The organism is Prevotella sp. oral taxon 313 (assembly GCF_003043935.1).
GTDB classification, from domain to species: domain Bacteria; phylum Bacteroidota; class Bacteroidia; order Bacteroidales; family Bacteroidaceae; genus Prevotella; species Prevotella jejuni.
The window spans coordinates 3372881-3386807 of the sequence record NZ_PYXE01000001.1 but is presented as its reverse complement, the minus strand read 5'-3'; the positions used below and the strand labels follow the sequence as shown (position 1 = coordinate 3386807).

Here is a 13927-nt window from a genome sequence, read left to right as displayed (position 1 = left end):
CAAATCGCTTTTCAGCCTTAATTACCTCAAAAAATATATTCAATGGCAATACCTTTTAATCCCATCTCCATCACCATAGGAAAGGATGGACTTTCTTCTTTCAAATCACTTCGTATCGACCAAAGTACTGGGGCACATCATCACTTTGACCTCACGGTTGACCTTGAGTCGGGGGGCAACAGACAGGTGCATAACATCAGTAGCAGTAAAGAGTGGCTCGGCAAGGATATCATAGTGAAAGCTGCGAACAAACCATTCTTCTACGGCATAGTGACGAACATTGAGTTGCATCGCGATGGTAGCGACTTCGGGTGTATACAGGTGTCTGGATACTCCTCTACTTATCGTATGGAGACGGCTCCGAGCTGTTACTCATGGAATGACAGGTCGATTGGTGATGTCGTAAAGAGTCTGTGCAGTGATGGTAAGGTGCAATTGGCATTGAATGCGGCACACAAGAAACAGTTGGATTACATCTGCCAATACGAGGAATCTGACTTCGATTTCGTTCGTCGGCTTGCCTTGCAGTATCAGGAGTGGATGTACTATGATGGTCTGAAACTTGTCTTCGGTAAGCCAAGACGATTGCCAGACCCTATCAAGATGGAATTTGGCACGTCACTAAGTTCCCTCAATATTGGCCTACAAACATTAGCTCGTCCAGAACAGGTGTTTACGTTCCATTCTGGTGCAAACCGTGAGATGGACCGCAAGACACCTGATAAGGCTTACGGACATGACAGGATGGCGGGTGATGCATTCCGTGCTGCGCTCCCCTCCTACCCTAAGGCGGCTCGCCAGCACTCCATACAGCGTGTCAGCTCTATCAATGATCTTGAGAATTATGTACTCCTAAAACAAGCAGCCGAAACGGCTGAAACCCATTATGTCACAGCCGAAAGCCAGGACCCAAGGCTACATGTGGGTTCGGTGATTAGCTTGTATAGTTCTTTCTTAAAGGGAGTTGGCAATCTCTCTCAAGAGAGCTTAGGCGATTTCATCATCATCGAGATGACCCATGAAGTGAGCGAGAGCTGTTATTACAAAAACCGTTTCAAAGCCATTCCTGGTACTGTAATGAGTCTGCCTAACCCAAAGGTTGAAATGCCTCTGGCTGAAACGCAGATGGCAACGGTACTCAGCAATGCCGACCCACATGGAGCAGGTCGTGTGCAGGTGCGCATGAATTGGCAAACTGATAACATGCGAACAAGTTGGGTGCGTGTGATGACACCGGATGGCGGTGGCAGTAAAGACGTAAAGAGCAACCGTGGCTTCGTTTTCATTCCAGAGGTAGGCGACCAAGTCCTCCTCGGCTTCCGTCATGGTGACCCTGCAAGACCATACGTTATGGGTAGCTTGTTTAACGGAGTGACAGGTAGCGGAGGCTTTGCTGCCAATCACAAGAAAAGCCTTACCACCCGAAGCGGTTCGACCGTTACCTTTGACGATACAGCCCATACCATTCTCTTACAGACAACTCGAGCTAATAAAATCTTCATTGATGAATTAAATGGCACCATCACCATATCTTCTGCTGAAGAAGTAAATGTCAATACGAAGAATGTCAACATCAACGCATCAGAGAATATGAATGTAAATGTGGGTAAGAATTTTACGATGCAGGTTGGTGAGCAATCGTCTGTTAGCATTGAAAAAGATTCAACAGTTTCGGTAAATGGAAATGCTATGCAGAATGTAGGGAAAGACAACCATACGTACATTGCGGGCGATCATATCAGTCATATAGACAAAGATACAATTCTGAATGTAGGAGGTTCTATTAAGGGGAATATTATGGAGAACGCTACATTCGAAACGAAAGGAATTACGACTATTGGTGCCCAAGATCGTTTGTATATAAAGAGTAATACTAAGGTTGATATAACAAAGGAATAAATAAAGTTTTATGAAATATATACTAATAGTTATAATGGTTAGCTTTGCTATGTCTATAAGCACGGCATGTAGCGGATTAGGAAACAAAACAAAAAAGGAAGATAATAAAGGTATGGATACAGCTTTTTGTTGGGAAGCACTCGTTGCATCTTCAAGAAATTATCCCATGGAGGTGCATTATGCAAGAGTAGGCGTAGGAAACTCTGGTGGATATGTTGGTGTGATGGAGAGATTTACTGGTTCAGGTTTGGGCGAAGCGGATGGTACGGTAGATATGGGCAGTGACTCTAACGGAGGAATGGATGCCCCCAGTAGTGTTGATATTGTGTGGCTTTCGTATTTAGAAAAGAAGTTTTATCGGCTTAATGTTAAATTCTCATTAGAGCTACAAGATAAGATACGCCAAAAGTTCCGTACAAAATATTATGATTGGCCAGCTAAGAGGTATTGGGCATTTACAGGTTTTGTGATCAATATGCTTCCCAAAGGGCATGTGTGGCTTTATGTAGATGGTATAGGTCGACGCGAATTGGTCTGTGACACTCTTGTTGGCAGGGAAGTAAATGTGCCATTGCAGGATTTTGACGAAGATGGGTTTCGATACCGCAAAACACTTGATGCGTTTTGTGAAGGGCGACTTAGGGATTACACATGGGCGGAAGAGAATTTCAAACGAAATGGTTTGTCAGATGGTTTGTGGGATACCTACAAGACAAAATTCAACTATGAAATAGAATTTAAGTTTGAAGACGAAAAAGCAGCTTTAGGTACTGATTACCTTTACCGGTTCCTTACGGGAGAATTTTGGCATAGAGATAATAAGCCGATGCCTTCATTATTGCCTCGCGTAAGAGAGATACAGGCTGGCTGGAAGGTAGGTACAACAATTTATAATGGAAAGTTCTATTTTGATGAAGATGAAATCATAAAGGGATATGCAGAGGCTTTCAAAGCTAAGGGAGCTTCGGGAAAGTTGGTCATTGAGGTTAGCAAATATAACAATTGGTTTACTATTTATTTGTTGGTGAGTGGTAAAAAGTATCCGTTAACCAAAACAAAGATTCATGTTTTTCGAATAACCCCACAGCATTTAAAGGAGGAAAAATGGCCATTTTATAATAATCATCCAGATATTTATTCTGGAGACATTCATTATATAGGAGAATAGCATATGAGAGAGTATTCAAACAGTATATGTGGGAACGAATCGAATGATTCGGATTCGAGTTCAGATATCACAGATATCACTATTATTGCAGGTGTATTTTTCGACGGAACCAATAATAATAAATATAATATAGATTTTTGGGGCAATGGGCCAAATATACACCCCTCAGATAAAGAAGATTACGAAAAGTATAGAAAGCTCAAAGACGATACAGATGCAGAGCATTATGCCAGCTATAGAAATAGTTCCAAAACAAATATTGCAGAACTTTGGTATATGTATGATACTACAAAGATGCCAAATTGCATTAAGGTGTATGTTGAGGGCCCTGGGACGGAAAGTCCCATTGTATCCAAGAGTGTTAAACCATATAGTGATGAAGACGGAATGGTTTCGAGCGGAGAAGACGACTCTTTAAGGGGATATGCATTGGGTTCTGGGGATACTGGTGTAAATGCAAAGATTGAGCGTGGATGCCAATTGCTCGTTGATAAAGTTCTTAAAAAGATACGCGATATTCAGGGCGACCAGTTGCGATTAAATCTGATATTGGATGTTTTTGGATTTAGCCGAGGAGCGACAGCTGCACGAAGTTTTGTTCATAGGCTTCTAAAAGGATTTATATATCAAAGCGTTACAGAAGATAAAAAAGTAACTTTGGAGGAGCAGTTTGATAGAATTTATGCTTTAGGAACAATTAGTCACATCACTACGGGTGTTCGTTTTTTAGGCTTATTTGATACCGTTTCATCTTATAAACAAAGTTTTATATCGCCATCTACGATAACGTTACTATGGAGTACATCGCCTTTTGAAAATGATGTAGAAGAACTTCAATTAACCATTCCACCCTATGTAGGTTCTGTAGTCCAACTTGTTGCGGCTGATGAATATAGAGAGTGTTTTGGTCTTACAAACATTGCCTCTGCTGAAACTACCAGAGGAGAAGAGGTTATACTTCCTGGTGCACATAGCGATATTGGCGGAGGGTACAAACGGTATGAAGAAGAATATATTTATATGAGTGATCGTATATTTCATGATGTTAATGAACACGAAACAGGAAAGAGAAAATGTAGAGGCTACCTCTCTTTACAAGAACTGTTGGATGGAGGATGGCTGCCTTTTAATTGGTTAGCCCCTCAAGAAAGCTTAGATAGGTATGGGAGGTCCGTTATTACCTATAATAAAATAAGGATGGTCTATAATACTTATTCCAAAATCCCTTTGTATATCATGGGAAAGAAAGCGGCCTCCAAGAAAGTTACATGGATAAATCTCACATCAGCTAATAAAGTTGCATCTAAAGGTATCTTATGGAAAAGCGAAGTCTTTGAAGGAACGACTTCACTTGATGGTGAAGCGCTTAGTGATTTAAAAAAACTAAGAGATGTCGTAGAGGGAAAACCTGTATACGGCTATGTGGATGGAAAGATAAGATTCATAGGTGATAGTGATGATTGGGAAAAAATACTTGCCGTCAGGACTAACTATTTACATCTGTCTGCACGTGCAGAAAAAGGGCATCACGCTACAAGCGATAATGAGCGGATAATATACAATGGATAAAAATTTTAACAGGAATACGAACCAAGTATATCCATTTGTCTGCTAATGGTGAGGCGGCAGGTGGAGGTCTTGTGAAAATTAATAAACCATCAGAAGATAATCTTAGAGATATGTACAACGGTTAAAACAATGAAGCAGATTAAAGATTTTAGAGTACAAATAATTTCTTTAAATCCTAAAGGACATACATCTATACTTTCAATGAAAGAATCAGTAGATATTCAACGTTTAAATCAAAGGGTTACTACTATTACTTTCTTGGGAAGCAATGATATATCGTTAGACGGGAGACCTCTAACAGAAGCTAGTAAAGTTGCCTTCAACTTAGGGCAATCTGTTTATCCTCTATCATTTCAAATGAACGAGGAAGACTATGAGTTATTGAATTTTGATGCGGCAAAAGCGCAATGGGATAAATATAGTAAAGTCGCTTGTTCAGGAGAAGAATCAAAATACGTGAAAGAATATATAGAGAGTAGCTCTCTATGGATGAAAGATGAGAGTACATTTCTTAAAGCGATTATGCAACGAATCTTCCTGCAACTCATGCTTTTTAAGGATAATCAAGATTATCTCTTGACACCAAATTATCCTAATCCAAATACGCCACTACAATGGAAGCTTAAAAGAGCCTCAACATATTCTAATCCCAGTATTTGGGACTTAAAAGCACAGTTGCCTGGAAGTAATCCTTATTTTGTTGAAGGGAAGGGAATTCTTGAAATAGAAAAAACAATTCATGGTATCCCTAAAGATATTCATTTGGAATTTAGAGTAGAGATGTCTAATGAAGGCTACTACCGTAAGATGGTGGATATAAACATAATAGAAGAGTGATATGGGAAAAGAATATATTGTTAATGGAGCAAAAGCAACCTGTAAGTATGGAATCTCTGTAGGTCAATTACTGGTGAATGATAATACAGGCGTTACTATGAATGGTAATCGCACTGCTACAACAAATTCATTAGGAAACACCTTCTTTCCTAATTTTGGAACGTGCAGTTTACACAACAACTGTCCCTGCACTCCTGTTATAGTCAAATGGGAGAAATACTATGATGGAGTGAGCATCAATGGTACATCTTATCCCTTACTTGATGACAGTATCGGGACATGTGCTTTAGGTTCACCTAATTGTATTAGTTTTCAACATACTGGACAATATAAAGTCTTAGGAGCATTTGATTTTGCTAAAATTCCTGTTGAACATATTGCAGATATTTGTCCGATAGCTCCAATATAATACTACGTCCGGTTTTATCTGTAAACTTGCGCTGCCAAGTCCGAAGGTGCGTATACCATTAGCTGAGACACAGATGGCAACGGTGCTAAGCAATGCTGATCCACATGGAGCAGGTCGTGTGCAGGTGCGCATGAATTCGCAAACTGATAACATGCGAACAAGTTGGGTACGTGTGATGACACCAGATGGTGGTGGTAGTAAAGACGTAAAGAGCAACCGTGGTTTTGTGTTTATCCCAGAGGTAGGCGACCAAATCCTCCTCGGCTTCCGCCATGGTGACCCCGCCCGTCCCTACGTTATGGATAGCCTGTTTAATGGAACGACAGGTGGTGGCGGTGGTTCAAATAATAGTATTAAAAGTCTTAAGACACGTAGTGGCATTTCCGTTATCCTCAACGATGATAATAGGTCACTTGAAATAAAAGATGCAGGTGGTAGCTCCATTCATTTGGATGGAAATGGAAATATCTTGCTTAACGCCCCTAAGAACATACAGCTCCATGCTGGTAATGATATGTCCTTAATGGTAGGTCACGACCTACAAGTTAATGTTGGAAACTCTCAAACAACGAACATTGGTAATATGATGCTGACCAATGTAATGCAGAAGATATTGGTAAATACTCCATTCATGCAGCAGCTTGTTGCAGACTTCTTCCACACACAGGCAGGAAAGGCATTGCTCAACTCTCAGAATCAAATAAAGATTGAAGCTCCAGAAACGAATGTCGTTGGTGAGCAGGAACTTTTTATACATTCAGCAAACAAAACGGTGGTGAATTCACAAGGTACGATGGAGATGCGTGGAGAGCAGGGTATGCACGAACTGAATACAGCCAAAGAATATGAAACAGTAAAAGAGGAAATAGGAACAAAGGTATGCGTACAGTTCAGGACATCAGAAAGTTATAGCGGCGAGTTCGGCTTTGACTGGGTGCGTATTGCAGACTCAAGTAGGATTGGAGATAAAAGAGCAAACCGATACGACAAGATAATCGGTACTTGTGAGGGAAATGGTTATAATTTCAAACAAGAAACCAATAAATATATTCAGTTTCTGACAGAATACAAGCAACAGTATATCATACCTTGGAAGAAGAAAAGTAAAAATCTTTATGTCGTTCCAGTGATGACTCTAATGCAAGGTAGATCTGCTAAACTAGTTTTGAATATAGATGTTTTCGAAACACCTAAGACACTAAAATATGAGTATGATGAAAGTTTGTTTTCTTTGAGTACGGACACGGTTAAGAATTATAAGAAAGGAAAACATAAAGAAGGGGATAAATTGGAAATATTATGTAAACAAGAGTTCTCGGAAGATAAGCAAATAAGCATTTATGCCTATGATGAAAAAGAGGAGAAATCATTAGCAGGTAAATTAATTATAAAAGCTAATGATAAAAAACATCGCTATGTACTTAAAGTTATACTAGTAAGGGTCAAATGCAAGATACGGGAAAATCCTGACGAAGAGCCCACACAGCCTATACAAAATCCTGATTATAAAACAAAATTGGAAAAATATTTTGCCCAATGCTATATAGAAACAGAAATTAAAGAATGCGAATTAGACCTGACAACTGATAAGAACAAGAAAGGTTTTACAACATTCACTTCAAATGGAAAAATTAAACAAGACACAATAGATAATGGTCTTATTTTTGATTATCTGACAACCATAATGAACAACAATGAGGATACCTTAAAGTATATGGATTTTCATAAAATATTCCTTTTTGATGAACTTTCTGAAGAAATTGGTTTATGTGGACAGACACGTAACATTCCTGCTAAAGAAGTCATAGTCTTGAAGCTGGGACTATATGATAGTACAATGGTACATGAACTTTTCCACGCATTAGGTTTACATCATTCATTTAATAGCTTGAATAAATATGTTTTTAAACAATACAAAACAGATAATATTATGGATTACTCTGACATGAAAGGAATTCCTGTCATTTCTACTTGGCAATTTCAATGGGATATGTTGCATAGAGAATTACAGACAGTAGATGAAATAATTAATGAATCAAAAAACAAATGAAAAGGCTTATTATATTATCGATAATATTGATAGGCATTTACAGTTGCAGTGCGCCTAATAATAGTTGTAACATCCAAACTAGAATAGGAAAACAAATGGAAACAACAAGTGAAGAATTTGATACACTTCTGTTCCAAATGAACAGAGGTTACAATAATGATTATATGTATAGAACAGGACAATGGCAAGTTCTGCAAAGGTATATGAGTGATAATAATGTTTACTATTATTATGAAAGAAAACTAAAGGATGGGGAACTTATCGAGGAGTATCGTAGATTTTTCTCAAGTGGCAAACTCAATGTGAGGGGGTTTTGTTATAAGAACCATGGTTTTTCTATAGGCGTCTGGAGTGAGTATAATGAAGATGGAAAGTTGATAAGAGAGATTGATAAGGATGAGCCTTTCAGGAATTATCCTTGGAATGAAGTACGCTTATTTATGGAGAAAGAATATCATGTTGATTTTTTTGACAAGCACACGATTGTACATCGTTATCTTGATACGACTAGTATCCCAGTATATGATATTTGCTGGCAAAGCAAGAAAGATGTATTTAAGAATGTTATAATAGACATCAGTACGAGAAAAGTGATAAAAGAAAAGGAGTTTAAAGCTCAAAAGTAGAGATTAAACCATAGTCTATGTAATATGCTAGGTACAAATCCTATAATAAAGTAGAATGGTGAAAGTTGTAACTGATGGTGCTTCAATGTGTTGTACTTTAGGGACTGGGCAAGCTAAGTTGACGGTTCTTAGTCAAAGTTTCCGAAGTATTTCGGGAGCATTGGTAGCTACGGAGGAGGATAAAAGTGGTTTAGATAATATCTCCAGTTTTGGAGTTTGCAAATGTAGCACCTCGAATCCTCCTTGTCTTCCCCAGCCACAAGGATGGCAGCAAACAACACAGAAAGACAGTATCAATGGGATGAAAAAGCTGACGGAGCAGTCATTCTGTATGTGTGCTAAAGGAGGAAGAATATCGTTTGTAGACACAGGAAATAATACTTTTGTTGAAAGTGAATAAAAGTACTCATGCTCTACCTTTATGATGCGTTGTAGATGTCTTTATACCGATAGACTGCGTATGCCTCTGGCTGAAACACAGATGGCAACGGTGCCAAGCAATGCCGACCCACATGGAGCAGGTCGTGTGCAGGTGCGCATGAATTGGCAAACCGACAACATGCGAACAAGTTGGGTGCGTGTGATGACGCCGGATGGTGGCGGCAGCAAAGACGTAAAGAGCAACCGTGGTTTTGTGTTTATCCCAGAGGTAGGCGACCAAGTCCTCCTCGGCTTCCGCCATGGCGACCCCGCCCGTCCCTACGTCATGGGTAGCCTGTTTAATGGTACGATAGGTGGTGGCGGAGGTTCAAATAATAGTATTAAAAGTCTTAAGACACGTAGTGGCATTTCCGTCATCCTCAACGATGATAATAGGTCACTTGAAATAAAAGAGGTTCTTCCGTTAAATGCGTAGATATGGCTTTTTAATGTTTATAAGCTCTTGGCGGATTCAACAGGCAAGTCCAAGTGGGTTGTAAGGACAGAGACTGAAACGCGTACCTATCGTGCTTTTCCTGACGAGGAGTACGGCACGGTATATCTTGCAGAAAGGATAGACTATGTGGGTGGTGGTTTCCTATTGTTAGATTATAGTGGGCGTAAGCACTTGCTTTCTACTATAGAAGATCACCTTGGACGTCTTATAATCTTTGGACAGGATGAGGAACGAGGTCTTATCCGCTCAGCAATGTATAAACATGGCGATGTCATAGACCAATTGGTGGTATACGACTATGATGAAAGGAGTAATCTCATACGTGTACGTGATCGATTTGGTAAGAGTATTGAGTTTGAATATGATGGTGCCAATAGAGTCGTTCTACGTCGTAACCGCAACAATATGACGTATACATGGGAGTATGACGCTGAAGGACGTGTTATCCATACTACTGGTGAAGGTGGCGTACAGGAGGGTTATATCTCTTACCATGACGGATATAATGAAGTAAGATACTCTGCTACAGGAGCTACGGAACAGTATTATTATGACGGAAACAACCTTGTATATAAGAAGGTGGATGCCATGGGTGGTGAGACCTGGTATGGTTATAATTCTTGGCATGAGCGAACATTGGTAGGTACACCAGAGGGTAAGGTCGTAGGATATGATTATGATGACCGTGGTAACCTTATAAGATTGACGGCTGCTGACGGAGCTGAGACTGTTTATGAGTATGATGACCATAATCGTATGGTGGCACGTACAGATGCGGCAGGTAATAGAGAAGAATGGGTCTATGATACAGAGACAGCATTGTTGCTGAAACATAAGGAAGCGGATGGCACAGTTGTGACCTATACTTATGAAAAGGGTAAGCAACAGCCTTTTGCTATTGAGTATGGTGGAGAACTACGTGCTGTTCTACAATATGACACTTTAGGATTAATCTCAAGTGTTACAGATGGGCATGGTGTTTGTGAAACATTCGCTTATGATGACTATGGCCGTCCACTGAAGCACAAGCATGCTGATGGAAACAGTACAGAGTGGCAGCGTGACCGACTTGGCCGTGTTACTCGCTATGCGGCTCCTGGACAAAGTGTGATGCACATCTCCTACGATGCCTACGACCTGCCCATTGAAGTTACCAGTGGCAATGAGGTGTGGACTATGGAGTACACTCCTATGGGTAACTTGCGCCGTCAGACACGACGGACGAGCAGTATGCGCATGGTCAGTGCACTGAACTACGAGTATGATTCCTATGACCAGCTGAAGTTTGTCGAGAACGAACATGGCGAACGTTACTTCTTTGAACGTGACCTTAATGGTGAGGTGATTTGTGAAAGGGGCTTCGATGGATTAGAACGCCACTATATCCGTGACCTTGACGGCACGGTGATCACAACGCAGCTGCCTGATGGTACAGCTGTGCATCATCAGCATGACCAGGCTGGACGACTTACTTTTAACAAGTATACCGACGGTAGTTGGGAGGCTTGGGAGTACGATAAGGTAGGACGGCTCACCAAAGCGTACAACAGGGACAGCGTGACGGAGTTCGTGCGTAACGCCTTGGGGCAAGTCGTAAAGGAAACCCAAGACGGGCGTACAGTGGAGCATAAGTATGATGAGCGCTCTCGACTGTCGCATATAGTAAGTGCATTAGGAGGAAGTATTACCTACGGATATGATGCAAAAGGCTCTGTCAACCACATATCAGCTGGCATGTCAGGGCGGAAGAAGCCTTGGGAGGCGGATATAGCATACGACCGACTCGGGCGTGAAACATCACGTATGATGCCTGGCTGTGTAGAGAATACGATGCACTATGACAGCATTGGCCGTCCGGCACATCAGCGTGTCCGTCACAATGGCCGGACGCTGCTTGACAAGTCATATACTTGGGGTGATAATCTTCGTCTTTTACGAACGTTTGACACAATAAACGGTAGAAGTGTCCGTTACGACTATGATGCCTTCGGTTCTCTGTCAGGGGCTGTGTATGGTGACGGAAGTCGTCAGTGGCGCAACTCGGACCTGATGGGTAATGTGTACGATAGCCCTGACCGTACGGACAGGAACTATGGTCGTGGTGGACAGCTACGTGAGGACAAGAAGTGGCGGTATTATTATGACAGCCAGGGCAATCTTGTGCTGAAGACCATGCGCACAGGATGGAACCATCGCATAATGCGAAGGCACGGGATGAGTTCCTTCAATGGCAGAGCGGTGACTATGCCTATACGTGGCAGGGCAATGGTATGCTTAGGAGTGTAATACGGCCTGACGGCAAGACCGTTACCTTCAGGTATGACGCTTTGGGCAGACGTATTGAGAAAGTCTTTGACGGACGAGTATATCGCTACCTCTGGGATGGTGATGTCATTCTGCACGAGTGGGACTATGCTGAGGCTGACCGCCCGAATACGATTGTTACCGAGGCTGGTGAGGTCACACTTGACAGGCCAGAACCAGTTGAGAACCTCATCACATGGGTTTACGACAGTGACAGCTATGTCCCTACAGCCAAGATTGTCGGCGACAGGCATTACAGCATCATCAGCGACTACATCGGCCGTCCCGTCCAGGCATACGATGATAATGGTAATATCGTCTGGCAGGCAGACTATGACATCTACGGTAACGTCCGCAACCTTCACGGCAGCAGGCGGTTCATTCCTTTCCGCCAATTAGGTCAGTATGAGGATGAGGAGACAGGGCTGTATTACAACCGCTTCCGCTATTATGACCCGAGGATTGGTAATTATATCAGCCAGGACCCGATAAGACTCTCAAGTGGTGAGTTTAACCTCTACTCTTATTCATATAATAATACTCAAGTGGATACATTTGGGTTAAGCCCAACAAGTCCATTTGATATTGTAACATATAAACCATCAAGTTCCCCTTTAGAAAATCATCATGGTATTTTAGATGTTTGGGCAGCAAAAAATATTGAGGGCTATAAAAGTAGAGCTAGCCATAATCCAACTATTGCATTAACAAAAGGACAGCATGATTCTACGAAGCAAGTTTATAGAGAATGGCTGAAAGAGAAAACTGGTAAACCTGTTGGAGGTAAAGTAGCTTGGGAAGAAATCTATCCACATGAGATATTTAAATTATCAGAAGACATGTTTGATGCTGCTGGTGTTCCACAGTATGCAAGAGATGAATATTATAAGGAGTTTAATAAATATATATATACAATGTGTAAATAAAATTATGGAAAGAGTTCAAAGAATCCTCAAGGCTATTTCAGAGTCAAAGGACTGTTTATTATTGAAGAGAGAACATCATGTAAATGTTGATGTAGGATATCTTTTGCCTGATGACTTAAGATATTATCTTGAGAATTATAACTCGATTATTTTTTGGAAGAATTCAGAGTATTCTGTGAAAATAGTCGGAATAGAAGATTTTAAAAAAGCTAATCCTGTCATAATTGGAGAAGAGGTTCCTGATGATATTAGTAATAATTGGTTTATTATAGCAGATGACAATCCACAATTTATAACAATAGACCTGTTTAAGGAACGTTTGGGTAAATGTTATGATAGCTTTTGGGATAGGTATGGTGTTGTAGGAGAACAGCCTATCATAGCTAATTCTTTTACAGAATTATTAGAACAGCTATTTAAAGGCAAAGGTGGTTATTACTATTGGTTGCAAGACAATTTTGAGTATATAGGGGATGCATATGATAATCTCTCGTGATATTAATCTTATGCAATCAATCATATTTAAGCCCAAATTTCATTAGGAATGATTTATTTGTGGTTGATGATGTAAGTTATCAAACAAGATCCATTCCCAAATATCATTTTCTAATGGCAGTCATTAGAAATCATATGAAATTGTTTTTTACTAGTTTAATGAGATTTGGGCTAAAGAAACAAACTCTTGGTAAATATGAATAAGATAATTGGGCTTATATGAAAAAAGAAACCTAAAATCTTTTGTAATCCCTTTATTTACTATAGCTTTGGATAAAAAACTTTTCGATGACAAAAAAACTGCTTTTATTGCGGTTCTCATCGCACCATTAAAAAGGGTAAGGAGAAGGATTATCAGCGTTGGTTCTGCAAAGACTGTAAACGCTATTTTTGGTTCTTCCGTTAAATGCGTAGACACTTTTCGTATAGTTTTAAAGGAAGAACCAAAGTTATGCGTTAAACAAACAGATAGCCAAGACAGTCTTGGCTGTCTGTTTTATTTATCCTCCGACACAGAACACCTTACCATTTTAATACATCGAAAATTTGGAGATAAGACTTTGAAAAGTCATGACATAATTTCGAATAAAACGTCTAAAGTAAAGTGGAAAAACACGTATAAAAAGCAAGTTTGCAACCAACAGAAAATCAATTGGTTATGAAGTCGTACAAGAAAAGGTGCTTAGTAAGGGTTCAAAAGGGCGTTAGTTAGCCTTCAAAAGGGCACCTATTGCAAGTCAATCAGGCGTCTTTTCAAAGCCAAGAGA

General features: G+C 40.4%; 11 protein-coding genes and 2 pseudogenes. All 13 read left to right on the top strand.

Annotated elements, in window-relative coordinates:
* Positions 1-42 precede the first annotated feature (42 nt).
* The 13 genes and pseudogenes from AXF23_RS13270 to AXF23_RS15995 all read left to right on the top strand — a co-directional run bounded on the left by AXF23_RS13270 (position 43) and on the right by AXF23_RS15995 (position 13822).
* Positions 43-1899 (top strand): type VI secretion system Vgr family protein, encoded by a 1857-nt coding sequence (locus AXF23_RS13270; protein WP_107625627.1) that lies wholly within the window; start codon positions 43-45, stop codon positions 1897-1899.
* Between the two features lie 10 nt (positions 1900-1909).
* Positions 1910-3067 (top strand): DUF2931 family protein, encoded by a 1158-nt coding sequence (locus AXF23_RS13265; RefSeq protein ID WP_107625626.1) that lies wholly within the window; start codon positions 1910-1912, stop codon positions 3065-3067.
* 3 nt (positions 3068-3070) lie between these two features.
* Complete coding sequence (locus tag AXF23_RS13260; protein ID WP_107625625.1) at positions 3071-4636, top strand: T6SS phospholipase effector Tle1-like catalytic domain-containing protein; 1566 nt, start codon at positions 3071-3073, stop codon at positions 4634-4636.
* Positions 4637-4765: 129 nt separating this feature from the next.
* A complete protein-coding gene (locus AXF23_RS13255; RefSeq protein WP_107625624.1) occupies positions 4766-5473 on the top strand; it encodes a toxin-antitoxin system antitoxin subunit in 708 nt (235 codons plus the stop codon).
* Between the two features lies 1 nt (position 5474).
* A complete protein-coding gene (locus AXF23_RS13250; RefSeq protein ID WP_107625623.1) occupies positions 5475-5882 on the top strand; it encodes a PAAR-like protein in 408 nt (135 codons plus the stop codon).
* A 28-nt stretch (positions 5883-5910) separates the two neighbouring features.
* Positions 5911-6408, top strand: a pseudogene (locus AXF23_RS13245) (phage baseplate assembly protein V); the annotation flags it as partial.
* Between the two features lie 1619 nt (positions 6409-8027).
* Positions 8028-8558 (top strand): hypothetical protein, encoded by a 531-nt coding sequence (locus AXF23_RS13240; protein WP_146156748.1) that lies wholly within the window; start codon positions 8028-8030, stop codon positions 8556-8558.
* Positions 8559-8613: 55 nt separating this feature from the next.
* Positions 8614-8958, top strand: coding sequence for a DUF4280 domain-containing protein (locus AXF23_RS13235; protein WP_107625621.1), 345 nt, complete (start codon positions 8614-8616; stop codon positions 8956-8958).
* Between the two features lie 51 nt (positions 8959-9009).
* Positions 9010-9393, top strand: a pseudogene (locus tag AXF23_RS13230) (phage baseplate assembly protein V); the annotation flags it as partial.
* 48 nt (positions 9394-9441) lie between these two features.
* The gene (locus AXF23_RS13225; RefSeq protein ID WP_107625619.1) at positions 9442-11721 is read left to right on the top strand and encodes an RHS repeat domain-containing protein; all 2280 of its coding nucleotides are present in this window, start codon (positions 9442-9444) and stop codon (positions 11719-11721) included.
* The gene (locus AXF23_RS16400) at positions 11619-12665 is read left to right on the top strand and encodes an RHS repeat-associated core domain-containing protein (RefSeq protein WP_146156747.1); all 1047 of its coding nucleotides are present in this window, start codon (positions 11619-11621) and stop codon (positions 12663-12665) included. The genes AXF23_RS13225 and AXF23_RS16400 overlap by 103 nt, the downstream gene beginning before the upstream one ends.
* A 4-nt stretch (positions 12666-12669) precedes the next feature.
* On the top strand, positions 12670-13161 hold the full coding sequence (locus tag AXF23_RS13215; protein WP_107625618.1) for an SMI1/KNR4 family protein: 492 nt from the start codon (positions 12670-12672) through the stop codon (positions 13159-13161).
* Between the two features lie 268 nt (positions 13162-13429).
* Positions 13430-13822 (top strand): hypothetical protein, encoded by a 393-nt coding sequence (locus AXF23_RS15995; protein WP_158267698.1) that lies wholly within the window; start codon positions 13430-13432, stop codon positions 13820-13822.
* Positions 13823-13927 lie beyond the last annotated feature (105 nt).